Genomic DNA, 22,367 nt, shown 5'->3' on the forward strand with positions numbered 1-22,367 from the left:
TGATTCTTCCATGATGCCTCACCTTTCTGTCCTGATGTATGTCCGCCGCGATCGCCGCCGTCCCCAGCACCCAGTTATAAAGCGCCATCATCGCGAATATGTACGCCCAGTCGCCTTTTGTCATCCACGTGTAGATGATCGTTGTTGCTGCCGCTGCGATAGCATGCAGCGTGATCAGTTTCTTTAACAATGTTTGTCCTCCTTTTCCGCCATCAGGCGGTTTTCTCTTTTCTTGTAGCTTTAAATCCAATGTTCGCCGCCGCACGGATGATCGTCTGAGCAATCATCTGATGTGCGATATCCGGCGGCGCATCGTTCTGATTGATCCATTCGTCATTGATCTTGATCATGCTGATGATTGTAGGTTTTTCCACTTCACCACCCCTCTACTGTTTTATGCTGTCTGGGTTGTCTGTGTTCCGCGTTACCAATCAAAAACAATCCACCTTCTATCATGATTGTGCGGACTGAGTCGAACTCCTCATTTCTGAAAGTTTTTACTTTCTCTATCTCTCACCCCGCCTCAATACTCAGAAGTTCTTCAATTGATACTTTTAGGTAATCAGCAACCTTTTGTACTTTACGAATTCCCGGCTCATTTTCATTCCATTTGCATATATAACTTCTCGGAAACCCCAAATCTCTTTCCATTTCGGAAATTGCTATCTTTTTTTCTGAGCATATTTTTTTGACATTATCGTAGATCAACAAATTTCACCTCCTTCTTTTTCTATGTTGCGCAAAATTTTGAGATTTATATTGACTTTTTGCGTAAAATATTCTAAAATCAGAAGTACCACCAACTGAAACCAAAAAACCAATATACGCAATATCTTGCGCAGCTTATATTTTTATTATACACAAGATTTTGCGTATGTCAAGCTATAATTGCGCAAAATTTTGAGGTAGTATATGGGACTATACGAAAACATAAGAGACATCGCTAAGACAAAAGGATTATCAATTAACCGTTTAGAACAAGAATTAGGATTTGCAAGAAGTTCTATAAATAAATTTAATAAAAATACCCCCAGTGTTGAAAAGCTTCAGCAAATAGCTGAACGCTTGGATGTGACTGTTGACAATTTAATGACGGGTAAAGAGGCTGATGAAAACACACTTACCTCAAGAGACGAACGAGACATTGAGAAAATTCTGGAACAAACCAGAACACAGCTATTAAATCAAGAAGGTCTGATGTTTGACGGCGATCCTGCCTCGCCAGAGGCAGTTGAGTCCATCATATCTGCAATGCAGATTGGCATGGAACTGGCGAAGAAAAAGAATAAGGAAAAATACACACCGAAAAAGTATAAAAAGGATTGATGCCCATGGACATTAAAAAAAGAGCCGACGATCTTGCTCGGTTCTTCAAAAGCAGGAATCCGTTCGAGATAATCCGGGGCTTGAATGTTATACTTGTTTATTATCCACTCGACGGGGTACGCGGTTTTTATCAATACTTTCAGAGAAATAATATCATTTATATTGATGAGCAACTGCCAGAACATGAGAAAAAATTTGTTTTGGCCCATGAATTAGGACATATGATGCTGCACAAAGGAACAAATGCAATTTTTATGGATACTCGCACACATTTCAAATCATCACGTTACGAAACAGAGGCAGATTTATTTGCTATGTATCTTCTCGTCCCTGATGATATGATTGCTGAATATAACGACTGTACGACAGAGCAAGCCTCTCGTGCAATCGGGTATCATGAGAAGCTGATTGAACTGCGCATGCGGCATTGAAAAAATCGAATTAAACCGCTTCAGCGATTTAATAAAAACTATATGATAAAGGAGAGGAAATATTATGGGTTTTAACGAAGATATTAAATCATTTGCTTCGAAAATTGAGGATCGCTTGTCCTCTATTCAAACTGAAGAGGGAACTAAAATGTCTTTGATTGTTCCATTTTTTCAAATACTAGGGTATGATGTCTTCAACCCTGACGAATTTTGTCCGGAATATACAGCAGATGTCGGGATAAAGAAAGGTGAAAAAGTTGACTATGCTATTTTAGAGGATGGAAAACCGATTGTTTTAATCGAGTGTAAGTGGTGCGGTGACACTCTGGACAAGCATTCGTCTCAGTTGTTTCGCTATTTTTCCACAACCCCAGCAAAGTTTGGGATTCTTACCAATGGTGTCTGTTACAAATTTTACACAGACCTCGAGGAAGCAAATAAGATGGATTTAGTTCCATTTTTAGAGTTGGATATGCTCAACTTGAAGGAAGCAAAAATCAATGAATTAAAGAAATTTTGTAAAAGTAATTTTGATCAGGAACGAATTTTTAGTACCGCAGAAGAACTAAAATACTCAAGCCTAATCAAACAAGTAATTACCGATGAACTGGAATCTCCAACAGATTCTTTCGTTCGTTTTTTATTAACCAATATTTATGACGGTCAAAAAACACAAAAGGTAATTGATAAATTCACCCCTATTGTAAAGAAATCATTTACAGGTTTAATTAATGATATCGTCAATCAGAAAATTTCTTCTGCCCTAACTCCAGATTCTGATACATCTGATTCCAAGAATCAGAGCACTTCCGATGCCGTTGAGGACGTTAATACCGAAGAGCCAGAATCAAAAATTTTCACGACCGAAGAAGAGATTGAAGCGTTCTATATAGTCCGTGGACTACTTGCAGGAGTGATTCCAGTTGAAGATATTGTGCATCGAGATACCGAAAGTTATTTTGGAATTTTATATAAAGATAACAACCGAAAGCCAATATGTCGAATCGATCTTGATCGCAAAATTAAGCGGATTTTAATTCCTGATGAAAATAAGAAATTTGTAAAATACACAATAGAATCTTTAAATGATCTTTATTTATACAAAGATCAACTCACAGCTGTAGTCAAACGCTATTTAGAATAATTTGAAGTAATGCAATAAAAACTCCCCTGCTCCGGCAGGGGGCACATTGAAAATAATATACTTACCCGGGCAGCAGAATGAACAATACTTTGATGATTCAATCGGAAAGGAGTTGCCGCTATGATGTATCCGCTTTTAACCTTAAACGACAATACCGAAATCACACACTCCGAAATGAAACCAGACGGAAAAGTGAAGGTGTATATTGAGACGCCGGATGAAAAATATTGTTTCCGGCATGCAACCTGTTGGCTGCCTGATTACAAATGGGAAGATGTGTATCAGTACTCTGACGACGACATTGCAAAACTCGAAGAAATCATTCGCTCTACTGCACATTTAATCATGGAATTCTCGCAGGAAGGGGGATTCGACAATGCCGCAAGTTTTTAGAATGGGCGAATACTGGATTTATTTCTGGACAAACGAAAACAAACCGCTTGAACCCATCCACGTCCATATTGCAAAAGGCGCTCCAACTGCAAACGCAACAAAGGTATGGATTACAAGTACTGGAAAATGCCTTCTATGCAACAATACTTCGCGCATACCGAATCATACGCTTCGCAATATCATGCGAATGATCGAAGCGAGAAGTGCAGACATAGTAAATCAATGGATATCCTACTTTGGAGAAATACGTTACTTTTGCTAAACATACAAAAACCGCCCGATGCGACCAACACCGAGCGGAATCTGATAACTATTCAGTCCCGCAGGAATGATAGCTTATGAGTACGCATTGATTATAGCACATTCCTCCGGCACCTGTACAGGTGTATTTTTTATACTCTTTTTTCATATGTTTTACGGGAGGATGATGTATATGAAACAGCAGCAAACAGAATCGCTCCGCTACGGCGCGCTCTACGTGCGCGTGAGTACTGACAAACAGGAGGAACTTTCCCCCGACGCGCAGAAGCGCCTTGGCCTGGAATATGCCAAAAAGCACAATATCCTGATCCAGCCGGATCACATTTTCATTGACTCCGGTATATCCGGCAGGAAAGCCGACAAACGACCGGAATTTCAGCGTATGATCGCAATGGCAAAATCCGATGACCGTCCTTTCTCTGCTATCCTTGTGTGGAAGTTCTCACGGTTTGCCCGCAATCAGGAAGAAAGCATCGTCTACAAATCTATGCTGCACAGACAATGTGGTGTGGACGTGATCAGCATCACCGAGCCGCTGATCGACGGTCCGTTTGGTAGCCTGATCGAGCGCATCATCGAGTGGATGGACGAATATTATTCGATCAACCTATCAGGAGAAGTGAGACGCGGCATGACGGAAAAGGCTATGCGCGGCGGTTACCAGACAACGCCCTGCCTTGGCTATGCATCGCCGGGACACAACCTGCCGTTTACCGTTGTCCCCGAAGAGGCTGATATCGTAAAATATATATTCGATCAGTATGCAAACAAACACCGCGACGTCACAGCGATCGCACGCAGCCTGAACCGACGGAATATCCTCACCAAAAGAGGGAACACCTTTGAAAAGCGGAACGTGACATACATTTTAAAGAACAGATTTTACATCGGGAAGGTTATATGGAACGATATAGAGCGTGATGGTGTACATGATACGTTTATATCACCTGAGCTGTTTCAGGCTGCAAATGACCGTCTCAGCGCGTCCTACGCGCCAAAGAAACGCCGCAATGTATCTGCCTGTGCGCATTGGCTGTCCGGTCTGGTAAAATGCTCGACCTGCGGCGCATCTCTCGGATACAATAGGGCGACGCAGCCGTTCTTCCAATGTTGGAAGTATGCGAAGGGCATGCATCCGGGCAGCTCATGGATCACAGAAAAAGTTTTGATAGACGGTGTACTGGAATACTTTGAACGTCTGCTCGACGGTGAAGAATTTTCTTTTACAGTCCGCTCTTCTGCCCCTATGCAGGAATTTGATGAAGTTGATATGTACCGCAAAGAGCTTGAGAAGCTGTCTTTCAGGGAAAAGAGGCTGCGTGAAGCGTATGAGGCAGGCGTGGACACCCTCGAAGAATATCGGTACGGAAAAGAACGTCTCGCAGCTGAACGGGGACGGATCGCTGCTCTGCTTGATGATGCAGCGGCTACTGAAGCGCCAAGCCAGACTGTCAGTCAGAATGATATGCTCAAGCAGATCAAAAGCGTGTATGATGTGCTGAAAAATGATGCTATCGATTATGAGATAAAAGGAGTATTTATACGCTCTGTTGTTGAGGAGATCGTGTGGAACCGCAAAGAGAATACTCTTTCGTTTCATCTGTATAGTCAGGAAAGTTTGTGAAACCCTTATTTTACGGGCGTTTCTGCGTTCCATAGGTTACCGCAGTACGGTGGTCCACATGGACAACTGCTGCCTTACTTTTTGCCGCTTTCATGGATGCCGCTTCACTTTCTCCAAATAATACTTCAATCATGTCTGTTACCCCTCCCCCTGAAAATTTCCTTTCATCGAAATGATATCAGGGGCAAGATCACTTTTTCTTCCTTAGCTTCAGCAAAATGCCCTGCTCATCCGCTATCTTCTAAAATTTTCCTGCCATATAAGCAGCTTTCTCTTTTAATGACAGCGCCTCAAAATCACCGTCAGATTCTGCCTGCTTCAGCACATTCCTCACATCCTCCGCGCGCAAAAGGTTGACAGCCACACAGAAAAAAGTCTTTTTCCGCCCATCATTGCAATTCTTCAACAGCCACTGCAGGCAGCGCAGCTTTTCTTCCTGTTCTGCCCGATACGCCTCTGCGCCTGCTTCCTTCTGCCGTACCAGATCCCTTTTCTGGTTCTGGTGTGTGATAAATGAATCGAATGTATCAATCTCCTCATATTTTTCGCAGGGAAATTCCTGACACCGACTGCAATATTCCACCTTCCCGTGCTGCAGGCTGCATCTGGCTATTTTACATGACTGGTTTCCCTCTCCGCCGCCGCATCCGGGGCAATGCCCGTCCAAGTGCATGGGACATAAGCCACAGTTTAAACCGCATAGGGAAAATAATAAATCTGCTCTCCTAAAATCCTTCAAGCCGTCCGCCTCCTCGCCGTTTCGCCTGATCCATACAGCAAAACTGTTTTCATGCTCCAATCACCTCCGTTTGATCGGGTGCCTGATCACGGTTTTGAGACGTTCAGGCGCAACCCTCCTCGCATCAGAAAGGTAGATTTCATGATGCAGACGTTTGTCTGTAATGTCAAGCGCATATCCCTCTTTCTCCATAAACTCATGCATAAGTGAAACCGTCCCCGGCTCTTCGTCATATGAGCCAATGTGCATACACTGCACACACAGCCCCTCGTCACAGGTCATAAATTCCACCTTTGAATAATCGGTTTTCTTCTTAATCTCAGCCTCATGTACCGCCCATTCAAAATCTTCATTTGTTACAAAATCAGGCAGACGGATCGCAGAAATCCACTTGAAATTTTCTTTGTGGGTATAGTCGATACCCTCTGTGCCCTCCTGCCACCAGAAACCTTCCAGCGGAGGTACCACATAATCAAAATACCCCTTTATCTGATGACTGCCCTTTTTACTCATCTTAATTGTAAAAGCGATCCCATACAAAAGTCCGATAGACTGCTTATATTCGCCATCCTCCCTGTTCGGATCACCCTGCCCCCGAACTGCTATGTAATTCATGGGCGGTACTGTAACAATACCGGGTTTATTCTTGGGCATATAGAATTCCTTGTATTCCTTTTTAAAGTCAAATGCCATAGAGACTGACTCCTTTCAAATGATTGATCCCTGTCTGAATGCTGGTTCGCGAAAGCCTTTTCCTTGTCAATGACCTCTGTGCCTCTCTTTTCTCCTCTGCTGTTTCTGATTAAACTTGCGCTGCTGTCTGGCCTCTCGCTGTTCTTTGCTGATTTGTTTACGCCTGGCTTTCTTTTCCTCCCGTTGCATCTGCAGAGCCTGCTGCGATTTTGTTCCAACACCAAAATTCTGTAATTGTTTTCTGGCATTACGCTGTCTGCGTTTTGGGTTATCCGCCGTTTGCTTTACCACATTTTCAATAGGTGAACTAAAGCTCAACTCGTAGTAGTGTTTGAGGATGAATACCCAAACTTCATAATCTTTCGGTTCTGCACCAAATGTGACCTTGCAGACTGACAATTTTCCATTGGATATTCTCTCAAAGACTCCTACCCAAAAAGGATTTTCAAAATACACTGTCAGTTTCCCGTACGTCCTATCCATAACATTCCCTCCTTAAAATGTGTTATGGACAAAGAATGGACAACCCGGAGGGGCAGGTTACTTACCCTGCCATAGCAGACAGGACGGCCGGGCTACCTACCGGCTCTGGTACGTCTTTCAAGACATACGTTGCGTTTTTATCTTCGTCTTTATGAAGCATCTTACGGTGCAACATATTTTTATGTTTCTATTATCAAACTCTTTGCTTTTGCGAAAACATACACTTTCACCAAACTATATCACTCTGCATTGACAAAATCCTTTGATTCATCGGAGTTCCACCAATTTTGCACCACCCTGATGCAAAATTTCTTCAGATGGTATTCGACGTGCAAATTGCTTCATATAGTTAAGATTTCTAACAGAGTATCCTTCCCTACTCGGATAAGTCATTTTTAAATCTTTTGATAATGTTTCAACAAATTTGTTTCCCCATTGGCTGTATTGGAGAATTACGTTCCCTATATTCCAAAATACCTCAAAACATCCTTTATCGCTTCCACTTTCTCGGCCATCGGATGTTTCCTTGGTTATTTCAGTTCTTCTACTGCGTTAGGAGCATCATACATTGGCAAGCCTAAATCCCTTTTTACCTCCGAAATATATGCGGTATTTTGCCCTCACCCTCGCCAAACTCGACTTTGACATTGATATCAGTACCCAATAGATATTATCTAGTCAGTTTTTCTGCTTCTATGATCATCTTCTTTGCTCTGGCTGTGATCAAGAGATTTTCTGCATCTTCAATTTTATCATACATCTTGTACAACCGGTCATCAAGGTCTAACTTTCGTTTTATGTAATGTTTATCATCCGGGTCAAGGGAATCAATCTCATCCATCAGTCTGGATTTCACAGAATAGTTCTGTCTAAACTGTTTCTCATAATTAGAAATCTCCTGCTCTATGGCTGTTGTATCTACTTTATATATCCCTTTGTTTTCTCTGGTGCTGTTAAAGTGTTTATTTCATCATAAAATATCAAACAGCACCTACACGCAAACAGACTGATCTTGTCCCTGCGAAATCCTGCATTTAGAGTTTTCGCCAGACAAAATCAGCCTGTTCTACTGCCGCCGAAGGAACTCGTAAAGAAGCATTCCACCCATTTTCCAGCGTCAGCGGCCATCAAAGGTATAACACACCAGACTTTCCAAGGAAAATCGTGTGCCAAAGGATATGCTGCTCGCCCCTTTGGAACCCCCATATTTGACGCACTCACGGATTTTCAAAAAACTGTCTGCGTCAAAATTTCCGCATCGCCTCCGATGCTCATGAGAGGAGCGTTATTGAGAAATCGTGAACAGCGAATAGAAATATCCTTTTTTCGCAATCAATTCATCAAATGTGCCAGTCTCAACAATGGAACCATTCTTCAAAGTGATAATGCCATCGTATCGTTTTAGCAAAGCTTCATCGAGGGCATGAGTAACAACGATGCTTGTGACACCATTAAGACAAAGAATTGCACTTGACACTTGATATGCAGTTTTGGCGTCCAGGGCTGCCGTGGCTTCGTCCACAAGAAGCACCTGAGATTTTTTCAGCAAGCTACGTGCAATGGAAATACGCTGTTTCTCACCGCCGCTGAGTCCACTTCCGTTTTCACCGCACAGATAATCTGCTCCCTTTTCCTCAATCAACGCTGACAATCCGGAAAGACGAATTGCCTCGTTAATCTGTTTTTCGGGGAAATCACGGAACATTGTGATATTGTCCTTAATCGTTGCATTGAACACGAATACATTCTGCTGAATGATACTTTCGATTTCATAAAGGTTACTGCTACTGATATTTCTCAGTTCCGTATCATCATAGAGTATCTTTCCGTCATAATTCTGATATGACGCCATGAGCAGGTTCAACAATGTCGATTTGCCGCTGCCCGATGCACCAACGACGGCGTACTTTTTACCAAGTTCAAAAGTGTAATTGATATTTGTAAGAACTTGCTTTTCGGGTTCATAGCCGAAAGAGAGAGCTTTTACTGTGATACTATGTGCAAGCTCTTTGTGTTCAGATTCGCTTTCTTCTCTGACATTCGCATTGAGGGCAGTTGCGATTTTTTCAATCAATGCTTTTGCCGCTTTTCTCTCTGCAATGCAAGTAGGTATCGTGCCAATGGGACTGAGGACATAGTTCATGAGCTGCACAAATATCATTGTCGTACCTGCGGTAACTCCTTTGCCAGATAAAGCAAGATACGCTCCAAAAATGAAAACGCCAAGCTGTGCTGTGATGCCTGCAACAGAGCCAAACATCTGAACAAGGATACGCATTTTGTGTTTTCTGCATTGTGCCTTTGCAAGCTCCCGTACATTTTCTTTGAAAAGGCGAATCATCTGTTCTTCAGCCTTAAAGGATTTGATAACAGAGAAGCCGCCCAAGCTATCCCTTAACGTTGAAGTGTATGCTTCGTTTCTGTCCGAGACCTTCTTTTCTTCCATTGCAACCGTATTGCCTGTCAGAATGGAAGCAATCAGCGGCAAAAGAGAAAGTCCAATCGCAGCCAAAGTGAGCAGTGGGCTGTACCATACCATCAGAGCCATCGCACCGATAAAGGTAAGCAAACTGTCAAGCATTAAGAAGGTATTCCAAAGGTAGCCTTGCTCTATGGTCTGAATATCATTTGTAAGTGCGGATATGTAGGTCGAAGAATTTTCACCAGAAAAGGCGGATATGTTTTTCTTTGTGAGTTCACCAAAGACATATTCCTTATATTGAGAAATTCCTCGTGTAATAAATTTCGGCTTGGAGTGGTAAGAGATGATATTGGCAACTGCAATTCCTCCAATCAATACCAGAGTAATCATGGTGAGCTGAAGCAGATTAAATCCGGTCTCATATCCGCCGATCAGATCAATTAACTGTTGTATCAACCACGAAACGAGCAAAGCCTCAATCGCTCCGAGCAGGGTTTCACACAACGTGAAAATAAAATTCGCGATATTTCCTTTATAAAACTGTTTTGTGAATGGGCGAATAGCCGACTTTGTATTTTTCATTTTACCTCCGAGGATTCTTCTTGGGCGAGCGTTTTCCAAATTTGAATCAACCGCTTGTCTCTGTTTTCTTGCGTGATTTGTTTTACCACCGAAGAAATGGCAGATTCACCAAGATCGTCGTATGCAGTGGCTTTTTCAAAGTCACCAACGCAAAACTTTATATTTCCGACTTTATAAGTGGGTTCTGCATCAAAGCTTTTGGCAATCTCGTAAGCACGGCACAAATATGGTTCAACTTTTTCCCACTCACCAAGAAGAAGGGAAAGGTTTGCGCACTCGGAATAACAGGGTGCAATCACTTTATCGACATATGCGACCGTATTTTTATCAATCTTAATTCCCTGAAGCAAATCCACCAACCAAAGCAGCGCATCACGGCTTGATGCATAGTTCTCTTTTTTAAAATAATAATTGGCATAAGCCATCATGGTGCGAGCTGCTGATGTAAGGATATTTCCGAATGCCCCTGCCATATACGGCTCTGCATCTTTGACGTCAAAACCAGGATTGCCTGTATAGGCCATAGCAATGAGAGCGTTGTGGACTCCGCCAACATTATACTTTTTTAGAATTTCAATTCCTTCTTTGTGTTTGCCGAGACCAATATAACATTGAGCAATCTCGTTTTGTATGGATACCTCACTAATATCAGGATCGTTATTTTGTGATAAAAGCAAAATGGATTGGTCTAACAGTTCGATACAGCGCAACAGGAGTTTTTCGTTGCTTCGCTCAATACTTGCAACAGCATACAATTCTCCGGCACGATAAACGATACGAAAATCATTCGGATAACGAATCAGTGCTTTTTCTGCTTCCGTGATAGCTTCATCGTATTTCTTTTCACGCTGTAGCTGATGTATTCTTTCTTCAAGTGCAGTCACACTTCCGTTTTGTATCTCATAACCAACAAGTGCATCAAATGATACACCAAATAAATCCGCCATTTCTGCAATCAGATTTAATTCTGGTGTTGCTACGCCACGCTCCCACTTTGAAACAGAAGCGAAGGTAACACCCAGGGCTTCCGCTAACTGCTCCTGTGTCATGGAGTGTTCTTTTCGTAATTTGCTTATATTAGCAGGAAGTGATAACTTCATTTTCTTCTACCCCCTTTTTTCTTTGCATCTATATTGTACTACGAATTTGTGAATAAAGAAGGTATCGCAGGTATAATTAGTTCAGATATTTTTGAACCAGCAGTTTAGTCACAGGCTGAACGCGTAAAAATACCGCCGCAGGATAATCCTGCGACGGCAAAATCTTAGTCAGGCGTTTTGTATTCCTCGATGCTGCCGATTTTAAAGTTTTGACAATAAACATATCGTCTCCACATGCCCTGTAAACGGAAACAGGTCATACGGCCACGCCCCCCTGACCTGGTACCCGTGGTCGGTCAGGTAGCTGAGATCTCTCGCCTGTGTCTCCGGATTGCAGGAAATATAAATAATTCTGTCTGGTGAAAGGCAAACAACCGATGAAAGAAACGCCTCATCGCTGCCTGCGCGCGGCGGATCCATAAATACGACGTCTGCATGCCCGCCTGCCTGCGCCATCTCTGTCATGAAAATGCCTGCGTCATTCTCGTAAAACCGGATATTTTTCATCCCGTTCATTTTTGCATTTCGTATCGCATCACGCACCGCATCATGATTTAATTCTACACCGATCACTTCTCCTGCCTGTTTTGCAGCTACCATTCCGATCGTTCCGATCCCGCAGTATGCGTCGATCACCCGCTCTTTTCCGGTCAGAGCTGCCAGCTCCATTGCCTTCGTGTACAGCTGCTCCGTCTGAATGGAATTAATCTGATAAAAGGATTTTGCCGATATGCGGAATCTGCACCCGCACAGAACGTCTTCAATATATCCCTTTCCATATAAAATACTTTCCTTTTCCCCGAGCACCATACTCGTGTTTTTATCATTGATATTTAAGATAATGGTCGTAATTTCCGGATGTTCCTTTCGAAGCGCTCTGACAAAATTATTTTTAGAAGGCAGGATCGGGGAGCCCAGCACGAGCACCACCATGATCTCTCCCGTCGCATGCGCCGTACGGATCAGTGCATGGCGAAACAGTCCGTATCCCGTATCTTCATTGTACGTCTTGATCTTAAAGGATTTCAAAAGCTTTCTGATTGTCGCGAGGATCGCATCTGCCCGCTGATCCTCCAGAAGGCACGTCTCTACCGGAACCACCTCGTGCGTCCCCTGTGCATACGTGCCAGAGATTACCTCGCCGCGATGATGCGAAAAAACGGCATGTACCTTATTTCTGTAATGGTATGGATCCTCCATCCCGGTTATCTTATGTACAGGACAAAAGGACTGCAAAAGCGCCTCTGCCTGCTTTTGTTTTACTGCCAGCTGCTGCTGATTTGTCAGGTGCAGATACTGACAGCCGCCGCATACGTTCTGCGCAGGGCATTTTGCTGATCCTTTTTCGCTCACTTTTCCTGCTTTTCCCCTTACTCTGCTGTCTTTTCTGTCTGTCCTGACCTCTTCTCTGCTTCCTGCCCCTCTTTCCTGTCTTGCCCCTGATCTGTTACTTTGTGTATCTCTTCTTCTGCTTTCTTCCTTACTGCTCTGTCCGGCTCTTTTCCCGTTTTCAAGTCCATTCTTTTTTCCTGATCTGCTTCTGAGGTTCTGTCTCATATTGTTCTCCATTCTTATCCCGCAGCCGTACCAAAAACCCGGTCCTGCTTTTCTGTCTCCTGTTCTTCCACAATCCTCTGCGGCTCCTGCCTGCCCCGGCGTTATCATGTATTCTGTTCCGGCAGTACGCCCTCACAGTCAAAGGGCGGTATAAAGCTCTCCATCGCGGTCTCTCCCTCCTGATAAAATCCCTGCGTCACACCAAGTTCTGCAGCAAAGTCAAGCAGCCGCCCGTACTCCCGGGCAGTCACTCTTCTGCCAAGCAAAGGATCCTGCGTCGCCGCTGCCGCCATTGGCGTATATTGATTCATCATGCTGATATAGATCTGATCTCCATACGTCTCATACAGGTACTGCACAACTGCCTTTGCTTCCCGCACATGTCCCGGCAAAAGCAGATGACGTACGATCACACCCTTTTGCATCAGTCCCTGTCCGTCAAATACCGGCACAGGGCACTGCCGGACCATCTCGCGGACTGCCGCCTTCGCAACCTGCGGATAGTCTGCAGCCTGTGAATAACGCTGTGCAAGCTGTCCATCCATATATTTAAAGTCCGGCAGATAAATATCCACCAGACCTTCCAGCTGTCTTACTGTCTCTGCTTTTTCATAGCCACTGCTGTTATAGACGATCGGGATGCAAAGTCCCCGGCGTTTTGCCAGAAGCAGCGCTGCGCATACCTGCGGCACATAATGGCCGGCAGTCACCAGATTAATATTGTTTGCCCCCTTCTCCTGAAGCTCCAGAAAAATCTCTGCGAGACGTTCTACGGTTATGACCTTTCCGCTGTGCCCACGGGAGATTTCCTGATTCTGACAGTAGATACATCCCAGCGAACAGCCGGAAAAGAATACTGTCCCGGATCCCTGCGTGCCGGAGATACACGGCTCTTCCCACATATGGAGCGCTGCGCGCGCAACCAGAAGCTCGTCACTCGTATGGCAGACTCCCTTTTTTCCCGCCCTGCGGTCCGCACCGCATTCCCGCGGGCAGAGCATACACAGCTCAGATGCCGCGGCGCTTCTCGCAGCATACTCTCGTTTTCCCTGTAAATCCTGTCTTCTTTCCTGCATAACGGTCCCTCTTCACGCTGCATCGTTCCTACCTGCATCGTTTCTTGCCTGCATCGTTTCCTGCCTGCATCGTTTCTTGCCTGCCTGTAATTTTCCGGCGCCTTCCTGTTCTCTTCGTACCGCTCCGTCTCTTTCCTGCCGAACGGTTCTTACCATATTTATTTGCAGCGTTTTTTATTCTCTGCTTTTTGGCTTTCGTGCCGGCAGCTGCGCCAGAATGATCGCCACAAACATCAGTACACAGCCTGACATCTCCCTCGCACTGAGCGTCTGTCCCAGCAGCAGCCAGCCGGCCAGTACGGACACGACTGATTCCAGGCTCAGGATCAGGGAAGCGATCGTCGGATCCATATCCTTTTGTCCCACGATCTGGAGCGTATAAGCCACACCGCAGGACATGACTCCTGCATACAGCACCGGCATCCATGCTCCGAGGATCATCTGCCACGAGAAATCCTCTGTCAGAATCATTCCCACCCCTGAGAGCAGACCGCAGACAAAAAACTGGATGCACGACATCCGCACTCCGTCCACCTGAGGTGAAAAATGATCGATCACTAAAATATGTACAGAAAACATCAGTGCGCACAGTAATACGAGAAAGTCTCCCTTTCCGATAGACAGCCCGCCGTTCATACACAGCAGATACAGCCCGACAACTGCTAATGCAACACTTCCCCACACTTTAAGTCCTACTTTCTTTTTCAGGAAAATGCCAAGCAGAGGCACGATCACGATATACAGCGCAGTAATAAATCCTGCCTTCCCCACTGTTGTGTATTTAATGCCGAACTGCTGCAGATTGCCTGCCACAAACAAAGCCGCGCCGCAGCAGATGCCGCCTGTGAACACTTCTTTTTTCTTCCATGTGTACAGACTCTGCGACAGACTCTTCTCCTTCTTCCCGCCGCGTATTTTATCGAGCAAAAAAATACAGGGGAGCAATACCGCCCCTCCGATCATGCATCGCATAAAGTTAAACGTAAACGGTCCGATATAATCCATACTCACGCTCTGCGCAACAAAAGCAATCCCCCATATTGCGGCTGTCAGAAACAGCAACAGAGGATTTTTCCATGATACCTTTTTCATAACAGTCTCCTCATAATTTAAGCCCTATATTTTTTAAAATAACGGCGCAGCGTCTTAACAGCTTTCCAGACGTTCCAGGTACGCCTCCAGCAGCTTCATCCCCCGGATATTGATACAAAAGGCGTCGTCCCCCTGCTCGGCATGGCGCAGACATTCTTCATAATCCATCCACCGCACACTCTCTACCTCTTCCTCCTGTAACTGCAGGGAGGTCTCATCAACCGCCTGATGATATACATAGACCCGGGATATCTCCCGGTCAGAAAATGGCTCCCCGCCAAACTCTGTGCAGTCATACGAAGTCAATATCCCGGCACAGTGCAGCTCGCCCGGTGCGGCATCAATGCCGATCTCTTCTTTCAGCTCACGGTAGGCAGACTCTTCATAATCATCCCCTGCCATGATATGCCCGGACGCAGATGTTCCATAGCAGCCAGGGTATGTCTTTTGCGCACTTCGCTTCTGCAGCAGGACCTGCCATCTGCCGCCGCTGCGGCGTACGACCCATACATATACGGTCCGGTGGCGGATCCCCAGATAATGCGCCACACTGCGCTCTGTCACAAGTCCGGTCGGTTCTCCCTTCTCATCGCAAATATCAAACAGCTCCAGCTGCTTTCCATCCAGCGCCGCATACTGCAAAACGTCTCCCCGATACGACAGCTTCAGAGAAAAAAACGGAGCGTCCTGTGCGAGCAGCTTCAAAAAGATCTTATCCCCCTCCCATAGATTCAGGTTCATCAGATCTTCCTTTGCGACCCATTCCAGCGTCCCCTCATCGCACGCACACAGCTCACCCTCAAATCCGTCTGCAGTGTACAGACACATATACTCTGTCTGCCATCCCTCTGCCATAAAAGTCACAATGCCGCGAAATCTCCATGAGGTCAGCGTAAGCCCTGTCTCCTCCCTGGCTTCACGCAGCAGACATTCCTCCGGGCTCTCTCCCTCTTCAAAATGTCCGCCAATGCCGATCCACTTATCCTTATTGACATCATGCTTCTTGCTGACGCGGTGCAGCATCAGATATTTTCCATCCTTTTCTATATAACAAAGTGTTGTAAGCGGTGATTTCACAGTACCCGCGCCTCCGTTTCTTTTCTTTCCTGATCCCGCCAGACGGTCACGCTTCCCCGCGCAGCTCCCGGCTCTTTTTCAGCAGATATTCCCGCTGATTATGCTCCGGATATTCCAGAACATCCTGTAAAAGCCTCTCCAGCACTTCTCCCAGTCTGGATCCCGGCTCCATGCCATCTGCGATCAGATCTCTGCCATTTAGATCCAGCTCTTTTAACGTCAGACAGTCTCCGTGCAGCCTGACATCCCGCCAGATATGCTCTACTTCTTTTAAATAATCCAGCTTTTCCTCTACCACATCCGGGTGCTGCGCCATGATATCTGCACGCTTTACCAGCAGAAAATCATCAAACGCATCCGGTCCGATCAAATATGCACATCTGCGCACGCCGGTCCCGGAAAGCTGCGGATACCACGAATGATTGCGGACGAGATTGCAGACTGCATAGAGCGTGTCGTTGTCAAACTTCAGATTTTTCATGATCCGCCGTGCAATTTTCTCACTGTAAGCCGCATGACCGCGGAAATGATCCTTTCCCGTCTCATCCGTTGTGAAAACCTCCGGTTTTCCCATATCATGAAATAATATCGCAAGACGCAGGCGCTTTTCTGCCGGAATATGCTGCAGCGCACACAGGGTATGGTCTCCTGTCGTAAACGCATGATGCGGATTGTTCTGGCGCTGTACCATGATCCGGTCAAATTCCGGCATGATCACAGAGGTAATGCCGCATTCATAGGCCAGCCGAAACCAATGTGGATTCGGGGAAATAAGCAGCTTCACAAGCTCTGTCTGGATCCGCTCGGCACTGATATGATCAAGCGCATCTGCCATCTCACGGATCGCGCCGCGCACATCCTGCGCAAGAGAAAAGCCAAGCTGTGCTGCAAAACGCACCGCACGCATCATCCGAAGCGCATCCTCGGAGAACCGCTCCTTCGGATCACCGACGCACCGGATCGTCTTATCCTTAAGATCCTCGATACCGCCAAACACATCCACCAGTCCCGTTTCCGGTGCGTACGCCATCGCATTGATCGTGAAATCGCGCCGTTTGAGATCCTCGATCAGATTGGACGTAAATATGACATCCTTTGGATGACGGCAGTCCTCATATTCGCCATCGATCCGGTATGTTGTCACCTCAAATGCCTCTTTATCCACCAGCACCGTCACAGTCCCGTGCTCGATCCCTGTATCCACAGTACGCGCAAACAGCGCCTTTACCTGCTGCGGAGCCGCAGACGTGGTAATATCCCAATCCTCCGGCACTCTTCCCATGATCGAATCACGGACACAGCCTCCTACAATATATGCCTCATATCCATTTTCACGCAAAACCTTCAAAATCCATCCTGCTTTTTCTGGAATTTCGATATACGCCATTGTATTTTCCCTTCTCTTCTGCCGGCAGATATACCGCAACCGCCTTCTGCCCGCTAGTGATTTCATCATAACACAACCGCCTTTTTCTGAAAAGTCCTGAAAAAGGAAAAGTGAAAAATCTGTGTCCTGTGGAAAAACTATTTACATTCCCCGCCTATAAATGTTATATTTGTGTTAAATTTATATTTCAGAAAGGAAGCATTATGAAAAAGAAAAATCTTCTGATACTTTTAGGCCTGATCGCAGCTGTGACTGTATCCGGCTGTGGAAATAACAAAGAAAAAGAAACGGAAGCAGAATTCACCACAGAAGCCCCTCCGGCATCCGCAGACGAGGACGTGACGATCGCAGAGGAAGAAACTGCAGCCCAGACAGAAGCGCAGCTCGATCCGATCACACCATCTGATTACCTTGTAAAAGATATAGATGATTACGTCACACTCGGGGAGATCTCCGGACTTCCAGTCACACAGTATACGTATGAGATCACAGACGAAATGGTGCAGGAGCGTATAGACATGGAGCTTTCCATGTACTCGCAGGAAACAGAGGTGGACCGCAAGAGTCAGGCAGGAGACGTCGTTTATGCCGATATCACTTCTACGATTCAGGGCGATCCGGACTCTGAGTACACAGAAAGCACGTACATTACGCTTGGAGATGAAGAGTACGGCGCTGACTTTGACAAAGAGCTTACTGGCGTTTCTTCCGGTGATAAGCTGTCCTTCTCCGTCAGCTTCGACGAAGACATCTGGATGGAGGAGTGGATGAACCAGACGGTCGATTTCGATGTAACCGTGACGAATATCTGCGAGGTCAGCCTTCCAGAATACGGGGATGACTTTGTAGCTGAAAATACGGAATATACGACTACAGATGAATATGAGGCGTCGCTTCGCGAAGCGATGGAAGCAGAATACGCCCAGACCAGCTACACAGACGCAGTGGAGGAGCTGTATCTGGCTGCTGAGGGCAATGCCGTTTTCTCCGGTTATCCGCAGGAGCTTTATGACCTGTGCAAAGAGGAGGTCCTTGCCTTCTACCGCACCTTTGCTGATACAGATGATGAAAATGAGATCTATGAAGCATTCGGCCTTTCCAAAGAAGATGTGGATGCAGAGATCCTCGCCATGGTCAACCGCCGCCTGCTTGCCAGCGCGATCTGCGAAAAAAATGACCTGACCATTACAGAGGATGAATACACCGCTTACGTTTCTGAATACGCTGCTTATTATGGTTACGAAAGCGCCCTTCAGTTCGAGCAGGATAATTCGCGCACTGCGCTCATCTGGTCCCTGTTTGAGTCCAAAGCCGGCGACTATCTGTATGAGAATGCCAAAATTTCCGAGGAAGCCTACGTGGAAGAGCAGTTTGATGACCTTGATGTCGAGGAGATCGATGTTTCTGAGCTTGAGACAGCCGAGCCGGACAGTGAGATCGCAGACGGCATATCTCTCGATGGCGACCAGGCAGAAGAGCCATCCTCTGAGATGACAGAGACCTCCACAGAGGAAGAGCCGTCCTCCGAACTGGAAACTTCCACGGAAGAAGAATAATCAAGTGTCCTGACAGCACAACTGTTCAAAGACAGTTCAGCCATATACCGTCTATACAAAAATCTTCTTTTCAGACAGTCTGGAGCTCAGATTTTTGCAGTCTGGTACATGGCTGGACTGTTACAAAAAATGCGCAGATTTCATTCATTTCGCTTGACAGAGATAAAGATTGTGTTATAATAAAACTGCAAAAGGTTCACTGGTTAATATATTTCACTAACTATTATAGGGTATAAAATCAACGCCTTTGTATTCTATAACAGTTAGTGGAATTTTTTTAACAGTCTTTTCAGCAATCTAGTTAGGAGGTACCGAGAATGAATAAGGGTACAGTAAAGTGGTTCAACGCAGAAAAAGGTTATGGTTTCATCACAGGTGAGAATGGTTCCGACGTATTCGTACATTTCTCCGCAATTCAGGGTGAAGGATTCAAGACTCTCGAAGAGGGACAGGCTGTTTCTTATGACTTGACAGAAGGCGCTCGCGGTATGCAGGCAGCTAATGTCGTAAAGCTTTGATGACTTTATAAAGAGTATAGAGAACATCCACAGGGACTGCTGCAGGCGCGGCAGTCCTTTTATTGACTCCGAACTATCATAAACGTATCTGCGTGACAAGAGCTTTCCTATGACGATAAGGGAGGGCAAAAGGCATTGACCGTCTCTCACCCCCTTATCCTATAAAACAAATAATTCCTCCAAAACGTCTTTTCACTTAACCGTTTTGGAGGAATCTGTTTATTCTTTATTCACTTTTGTTATTTTGAAGATTCACAGAACCGCTCATATGCACTCTGATAAGTCGCAACAAGCTCTTCTACGCCCGCCGCTTTCAAATCGCTCTGATACTGCTCCCACATATCATCTGTGGTTCCCTGCATAATGCCGTTCATCTGGAATGCATCCACAATATTTGCAATCTGCGGATAAATCTGTGCAATTTTCTGCTGTTCATCCAGTGTAAGCATCATCTTCGGTACTGTTTCAATATCTTCCATGATCGCTTCCTTACCGTTTTCTTTCTGACCAGCCAGAAGATCTACTGCATCCCACGTATAATCTGCTACGGTACCATAGTAATCACTCAGAACAATCAGGGATCCGCGACCTGGTGTCGTGTTTGCACGTTGCTCTGTGAAAGACTGATACCCATCCTGCAGAATCATATTGTTATTTTCGTCCAGATTGAAATGGAGCACTCCGTCATCACCTTTATAATATGTGTATCCTTCCGGTCCCCAGTTCAATGTAACTGAGATTTCCGGATCCATGCAGTACTCTACGAGTGCTGCAATTACTTCCGGATATTTACACTTATTTGTAATGGCAACCATAGATGTTTCCTGCATCTCAGAGTAATTTACTTCTACTCCTCCTTCTCCTGCCTCACCCTTCAATCTGGGAATCGCAACATACTGACTTCTTACATTAGGATCAATAATCTCATTTACTGGCGCCCATGTTCCAAAACAGCCTATCACCGCATCGCTTCCTGCCATTTTGCTGATATAAAGTGGCGTATCTGCATTTGGACCCGGAGAGAATGAATCCATATCTATAAGATTCTCGTTGTATAACATATTAAAGAAGTCTGCCGTCTTCCGGAACGCGTCATCTGCAGCTGTGAAATGTACTTTTCCATCTACAATTCTCAAATGATTTGCCTGTGGATTGCCTGAGCACACAGAATCTGCTGATCCGAATGCGCCTGTGAAATAATAGAAGGTATCATAAGAATTAAAGAGACCATCACAGCCCATACCAAAGGAATACGGAACCTCATCATCTACACCGTTTCCATTTAAGTCTCCCGCTTCTTTAAATGCTCGTAAACAGTCAACCCACTCATCTACTGTTGTCGGAACTTCTTTGCCTACTGCATCCAACCATGTTTTATTAATCAGGAACGGACCAGGTGTCAGAACGAGACCATACATTTCCTCTACATACGGAAATCCATAGCTATGACCATTTGGTGCTGTTGACCCTCCCTTATACTCTGGATGCTCCTTAAAAATTTCTGTAAGTTTCGGACAGTATTTCTCAATCAAATCTTCCGTTGGTATAAATACGTCCTGATCACTATACTGAACTGCAATATCAGATGAGATTCCATTCCAAAATACATCTGGATAATCCCCACTATTTAGCATCAGATTAATTTTTTCTACAGAACCGTCAGAAGGAATTTCCACCCACTCAATCGGAATACCGGTATCTTCTACAATTTTTTTTACCATCACGATATCTTCCGTTGCCGTTGTCCGTTCTGGCGGAACGACGATTGCAATTTCAATTGGATCCATTTCATCCGCATTTTTCACGATGGGAAGTGTTCCATCCAGATTAAAATTACTGTCTTTCGACTCCTCGGCAAATGCTGCAAATGGAAAACATGCCATTGTACATACTGCTGCTGTTGCCATACTGAGTGTTCTTGTTAGTTTTCGATTCTTTTTCATGTTCTTCCTCCTTGTATAAAGCTTATATCGCTAGGGATAGTTTCTGCAGTAAACTCATCCCTTAACAGCTCCAACCATAACTCCCTTTGTAAAATACTTCTGCACAAAAGGATACACAACCAAAAGCGGCAATGTTGAAACAACAATTACTCCATACTTTAACTGCTCGGCTAGCTTCTGTCGTTCTATCATATCCGCTCCTCCTGACAATACCGAAGAGGCCTGATTTGACAGTACAATGTTTCTTAGTATAACCTGAAGCGGCATCTTATCCTGTTCTCCCATAAACATTAGAGCATTCATAAAGGAGTTCCAGATAGAAGTCGCATAAAACAGAACCATTACTGCTATAATCGTTTTTGAAATCGGCATTACAATTTTGAAGAAAATACCGAAATCAGATGCCCCATCCAGCTTTGCTGCTTCAACTAAATCATCCGATATCGTACTGTCAAAGAAAGAACGACTCACGATCAAATTATATACACTAACCGCTGTAGGCAAAATCATTGCAAAAATTGTGTTGTAAATGCCAAGTTTATTGATCACCAAATAGAGAGGAATAATTCCACCGTTAAAAAACATGGTGAATGTAAATAAAAAGTTCAGTAAACGTCTTCCTGCAAGATCCTTTCTTGACAGGGCATAAGCACATGGGACTGTCACCGCAATCGCAACCATAGTTCCAGTCACCGTATATAAAATCGTATTTAAAAATCCAGTCCACAAAGGCTTATAGGAAATAATCTTCTGATATCCGGCCGCAAACAGCTTTTCCGGATATAAAAGCAGCTTTCCGGAATTTACAATTGCCGGATCCGTAAAAGAAGCCATCAATACATAGTAGAGCGGATAGGCGATAAATACACAGACAACAATCATAATAAGTGTATTTATCAAATCAAAGATTTTGTCGTTACGTGATTTTGCTTTTTTCATTGTTTTTTCCTCGTCAGACTCTGA

At 44.9% G+C, this 22,367-nt stretch carries 27 protein-coding genes and 1 pseudogene; 8 read left to right on the plus strand and 20 right to left on the minus strand.

Going from position 1 to position 22,367, the window contains the following annotated elements; translation table 11 throughout:
* The 3 genes from QOX44_RS15505 to QOX44_RS15515 all read right to left on the minus strand — a co-directional run.
* Nucleotides 1-190, minus strand: a 190-nt coding sequence (locus QOX44_RS15505; protein ID WP_283683426.1) for a hypothetical protein, incomplete at its 3' end; no start/stop codon positions are given.
* A 22-nt stretch (nt 191-212) separates the two neighbouring features.
* The gene (locus tag QOX44_RS15510) at nt 213-374 is read right to left on the minus strand and encodes a hypothetical protein (RefSeq protein ID WP_283684436.1); all 162 of its coding nucleotides are present in this window, start codon (nt 372-374) and stop codon (nt 213-215) included.
* A gap of 139 nt (nt 375-513) precedes the next feature.
* The gene (locus QOX44_RS15515; RefSeq protein ID WP_283684438.1) at nt 514-708 is read right to left on the minus strand and encodes a helix-turn-helix domain-containing protein; all 195 of its coding nucleotides are present in this window, start codon (nt 706-708) and stop codon (nt 514-516) included.
* 204 nt (nt 709-912) lie between these two features.
* Here QOX44_RS15515 and QOX44_RS15520 point away from each other — a divergent pair, with 204 nt between their 5' ends.
* The 6 genes from QOX44_RS15520 to QOX44_RS15545 all read left to right on the plus strand — a co-directional run bounded on the left by QOX44_RS15520 (nt 913) and on the right by QOX44_RS15545 (nt 5,179).
* Nucleotides 913-1,326, plus strand: coding sequence for a helix-turn-helix domain-containing protein (locus QOX44_RS15520; protein ID WP_283684440.1), 414 nt, complete (start codon nt 913-915; stop codon nt 1,324-1,326).
* Between the two features lie 5 nt (nt 1,327-1,331).
* Nucleotides 1,332-1,757 carry an ImmA/IrrE family metallo-endopeptidase gene (locus QOX44_RS15525; protein WP_283684442.1) on the plus strand — a complete coding sequence of 142 codons (426 nt, stop codon included), beginning with the start codon at nt 1,332-1,334 and terminating at the stop codon, nt 1,755-1,757.
* A gap of 64 nt (nt 1,758-1,821) precedes the next feature.
* Nucleotides 1,822-2,901, plus strand: a complete 1,080-nt coding sequence (locus QOX44_RS15530; RefSeq protein ID WP_283684443.1) for a type I restriction endonuclease — start codon at nt 1,822-1,824, stop codon at nt 2,899-2,901.
* A gap of 120 nt (nt 2,902-3,021) precedes the next feature.
* Nucleotides 3,022-3,294 (plus strand): hypothetical protein, encoded by a 273-nt coding sequence (locus tag QOX44_RS15535; RefSeq protein ID WP_283684444.1) that lies wholly within the window; start codon nt 3,022-3,024, stop codon nt 3,292-3,294.
* Between the two features lies 1 nt (nt 3,295).
* On the plus strand, nt 3,296-3,556 hold the full coding sequence (locus tag QOX44_RS18265) for a DUF4160 domain-containing protein (RefSeq protein ID WP_334305527.1): 261 nt from the start codon (nt 3,296-3,298) through the stop codon (nt 3,554-3,556).
* A gap of 171 nt (nt 3,557-3,727) precedes the next feature.
* A complete protein-coding gene (locus QOX44_RS15545; RefSeq protein WP_283683307.1) occupies nt 3,728-5,179 on the plus strand; it encodes a recombinase family protein in 1,452 nt (483 codons plus the stop codon).
* A gap of 10 nt (nt 5,180-5,189) precedes the next feature.
* Here the strand turns inward: QOX44_RS15545 and QOX44_RS15550 are convergent, their stop codons facing one another.
* The 15 genes and pseudogenes from QOX44_RS15550 to QOX44_RS15615 form a co-directional block, all read right to left on the minus strand.
* Entirely contained in the window at nt 5,190-5,312 is a 123-nt protein-coding gene (locus QOX44_RS15550; protein WP_283684448.1) for a hypothetical protein, read from the minus strand.
* Between the two features lie 108 nt (nt 5,313-5,420).
* Nucleotides 5,421-5,918: a DUF3795 domain-containing protein gene (locus QOX44_RS15555; protein ID WP_283684451.1), complete on the minus strand. Its 498-nt coding sequence runs from the start codon at nt 5,916-5,918 to the stop codon at nt 5,421-5,423.
* Between the two features lie 60 nt (nt 5,919-5,978).
* Nucleotides 5,979-6,611: a GyrI-like domain-containing protein gene (locus QOX44_RS15560; protein ID WP_283684453.1), complete on the minus strand. Its 633-nt coding sequence runs from the start codon at nt 6,609-6,611 to the stop codon at nt 5,979-5,981.
* A 66-nt stretch (nt 6,612-6,677) separates the two neighbouring features.
* Entirely contained in the window at nt 6,678-7,094 is a 417-nt protein-coding gene (locus tag QOX44_RS15565; protein ID WP_283684456.1) for a YjdF family protein, read from the minus strand.
* Nucleotides 7,095-7,361: 267 nt separating this feature from the next.
* Entirely contained in the window at nt 7,362-7,559 is a 198-nt protein-coding gene (locus QOX44_RS18270) for a DUF1016 N-terminal domain-containing protein (RefSeq protein ID WP_334305528.1), read from the minus strand.
* A pseudogene (locus QOX44_RS18340) lies at nt 7,556-7,708 on the minus strand (RNA methyltransferase); the annotation flags it as partial. The gene QOX44_RS18270 and the pseudogene QOX44_RS18340, both read right to left, overlap by 4 nt.
* Nucleotides 7,709-7,764: 56 nt before the next feature.
* Nucleotides 7,765-7,950, minus strand: a complete 186-nt coding sequence (locus QOX44_RS18345; RefSeq protein WP_331488434.1) for a hypothetical protein — start codon at nt 7,948-7,950, stop codon at nt 7,765-7,767.
* A gap of 429 nt (nt 7,951-8,379) precedes the next feature.
* The gene (locus QOX44_RS15580) at nt 8,380-10,098 is read right to left on the minus strand and encodes an ABC transporter ATP-binding protein (protein ID WP_283684458.1); all 1,719 of its coding nucleotides are present in this window, start codon (nt 10,096-10,098) and stop codon (nt 8,380-8,382) included.
* Nucleotides 10,095-11,198: a helix-turn-helix transcriptional regulator gene (locus tag QOX44_RS15585; RefSeq protein ID WP_283684459.1), complete on the minus strand. Its 1,104-nt coding sequence runs from the start codon at nt 11,196-11,198 to the stop codon at nt 10,095-10,097. The genes QOX44_RS15580 and QOX44_RS15585 overlap by 4 nt, the downstream gene beginning before the upstream one ends.
* Before the next feature lie 201 nt (nt 11,199-11,399).
* Nucleotides 11,400-12,755, minus strand: a complete 1,356-nt coding sequence (rlmD, locus tag QOX44_RS15590) for a 23S rRNA (uracil(1939)-C(5))-methyltransferase RlmD (protein ID WP_283684460.1) — start codon at nt 12,753-12,755, stop codon at nt 11,400-11,402.
* A 104-nt stretch (nt 12,756-12,859) separates the two neighbouring features.
* The gene (locus tag QOX44_RS15595; RefSeq protein WP_331488435.1) at nt 12,860-13,831 is read right to left on the minus strand and encodes a radical SAM protein; all 972 of its coding nucleotides are present in this window, start codon (nt 13,829-13,831) and stop codon (nt 12,860-12,862) included.
* Nucleotides 13,832-13,843: 12 nt separating this feature from the next.
* Nucleotides 13,844-13,987, minus strand: a complete 144-nt coding sequence (locus tag QOX44_RS15600) for a hypothetical protein (protein WP_283684462.1) — start codon at nt 13,985-13,987, stop codon at nt 13,844-13,846.
* An 18-nt stretch (nt 13,988-14,005) separates the two neighbouring features.
* Entirely contained in the window at nt 14,006-14,923 is a 918-nt protein-coding gene (locus QOX44_RS15605) for a DMT family transporter (protein ID WP_283684464.1), read from the minus strand.
* A gap of 54 nt (nt 14,924-14,977) precedes the next feature.
* Nucleotides 14,978-16,000, minus strand: a complete 1,023-nt coding sequence (locus QOX44_RS15610; RefSeq protein WP_283684466.1) for an NUDIX domain-containing protein — start codon at nt 15,998-16,000, stop codon at nt 14,978-14,980.
* 46 nt (nt 16,001-16,046) lie between these two features.
* Nucleotides 16,047-17,456: a CCA tRNA nucleotidyltransferase gene (locus QOX44_RS15615; RefSeq protein ID WP_283684469.1), complete on the minus strand. Its 1,410-nt coding sequence runs from the start codon at nt 17,454-17,456 to the stop codon at nt 16,047-16,049.
* A gap of 134 nt (nt 17,457-17,590) precedes the next feature.
* Between QOX44_RS15615 and QOX44_RS15620 the strand changes: the two genes are divergently transcribed.
* Nucleotides 17,591-18,943 (plus strand): hypothetical protein, encoded by a 1,353-nt coding sequence (locus tag QOX44_RS15620; RefSeq protein WP_283684472.1) that lies wholly within the window; start codon nt 17,591-17,593, stop codon nt 18,941-18,943.
* Between the two features lie 317 nt (nt 18,944-19,260).
* A complete protein-coding gene (locus QOX44_RS15625) occupies nt 19,261-19,461 on the plus strand; it encodes a cold-shock protein (protein WP_158432148.1) in 201 nt (66 codons plus the stop codon).
* Between the two features lie 239 nt (nt 19,462-19,700).
* On the opposite strand, the gene QOX44_RS15630 is transcribed toward QOX44_RS15625, so the two are convergent.
* Nucleotides 19,701-21,404, minus strand: coding sequence for an extracellular solute-binding protein (locus QOX44_RS15630; protein WP_283684476.1), 1,704 nt, complete (start codon nt 21,402-21,404; stop codon nt 19,701-19,703).
* A 54-nt stretch (nt 21,405-21,458) separates the two neighbouring features.
* Nucleotides 21,459-22,343, minus strand: coding sequence for a carbohydrate ABC transporter permease (locus QOX44_RS15635; protein ID WP_283684479.1), 885 nt, complete (start codon nt 22,341-22,343; stop codon nt 21,459-21,461).
* Nucleotides 22,344-22,367: the final 24 nt, after the last annotated feature.

The organism is Parablautia sp. Marseille-Q6255 (genome assembly GCF_951230155.1).
Taxonomy (GTDB): domain Bacteria; phylum Bacillota; class Clostridia; order Lachnospirales; family Lachnospiraceae; genus Choladousia.

What these genes read in the sequence shown, in the direction of transcription:
- rlmD (WP_283684460.1), bottom strand. Translation starts at nt 12,755, where the DNA reads ATGAGACAGAACCTCAGAAGCAGATCAGGAAAAAAGAATGGACTTGAA.
- QOX44_RS15595 (WP_331488435.1), bottom strand. Translation starts at nt 13,831, where the DNA reads ATGCAGGAAAGAAGACAGGATTTACAGGGAAAACGAGAGTATGCTGCG.
- QOX44_RS15535 (WP_283684444.1), top strand. Translation starts at nt 3,022, where the DNA reads ATGATGTATCCGCTTTTAACCTTAAACGACAATACCGAAATCACACAC.
- QOX44_RS15600 (WP_283684462.1), bottom strand. Translation starts at nt 13,987, where the DNA reads ATGGTAAGAACCGTTCGGCAGGAAAGAGACGGAGCGGTACGAAGAGAA.
- QOX44_RS15605 (WP_283684464.1), bottom strand. Translation starts at nt 14,923, where the DNA reads ATGAAAAAGGTATCATGGAAAAATCCTCTGTTGCTGTTTCTGACAGCC.
- QOX44_RS15585 (WP_283684459.1), bottom strand. Translation starts at nt 11,198, where the DNA reads ATGAAGTTATCACTTCCTGCTAATATAAGCAAATTACGAAAAGAACAC.
- QOX44_RS15620 (WP_283684472.1), top strand. Translation starts at nt 17,591, where the DNA reads ATGAAAAAGAAAAATCTTCTGATACTTTTAGGCCTGATCGCAGCTGTG.
- QOX44_RS15580 (WP_283684458.1), bottom strand. Translation starts at nt 10,098, where the DNA reads ATGAAAAATACAAAGTCGGCTATTCGCCCATTCACAAAACAGTTTTAT.
- QOX44_RS15635 (WP_283684479.1), bottom strand. Translation starts at nt 22,343, where the DNA reads ATGAAAAAAGCAAAATCACGTAACGACAAAATCTTTGATTTGATAAAT.
- QOX44_RS15560 (WP_283684453.1), bottom strand. Translation starts at nt 6,611, where the DNA reads ATGGCATTTGACTTTAAAAAGGAATACAAGGAATTCTATATGCCCAAG.
- QOX44_RS15565 (WP_283684456.1), bottom strand. Translation starts at nt 7,094, where the DNA reads ATGGATAGGACGTACGGGAAACTGACAGTGTATTTTGAAAATCCTTTT.
- QOX44_RS18265 (WP_334305527.1), top strand. Translation starts at nt 3,296, where the DNA reads ATGGGCGAATACTGGATTTATTTCTGGACAAACGAAAACAAACCGCTT.
- QOX44_RS15625 (WP_158432148.1), top strand. Translation starts at nt 19,261, where the DNA reads ATGAATAAGGGTACAGTAAAGTGGTTCAACGCAGAAAAAGGTTATGGT.
- QOX44_RS15520 (WP_283684440.1), top strand. Translation starts at nt 913, where the DNA reads ATGGGACTATACGAAAACATAAGAGACATCGCTAAGACAAAAGGATTA.
- QOX44_RS15545 (WP_283683307.1), top strand. Translation starts at nt 3,728, where the DNA reads ATGAAACAGCAGCAAACAGAATCGCTCCGCTACGGCGCGCTCTACGTG.
- QOX44_RS15630 (WP_283684476.1), bottom strand. Translation starts at nt 21,404, where the DNA reads ATGAAAAAGAATCGAAAACTAACAAGAACACTCAGTATGGCAACAGCA.
- QOX44_RS15525 (WP_283684442.1), top strand. Translation starts at nt 1,332, where the DNA reads ATGGACATTAAAAAAAGAGCCGACGATCTTGCTCGGTTCTTCAAAAGC.
- QOX44_RS15615 (WP_283684469.1), bottom strand. Translation starts at nt 17,456, where the DNA reads ATGATGAAATCACTAGCGGGCAGAAGGCGGTTGCGGTATATCTGCCGG.
- QOX44_RS15550 (WP_283684448.1), bottom strand. Translation starts at nt 5,312, where the DNA reads ATGATTGAAGTATTATTTGGAGAAAGTGAAGCGGCATCCATGAAAGCG.
- QOX44_RS15530 (WP_283684443.1), top strand. Translation starts at nt 1,822, where the DNA reads ATGGGTTTTAACGAAGATATTAAATCATTTGCTTCGAAAATTGAGGAT.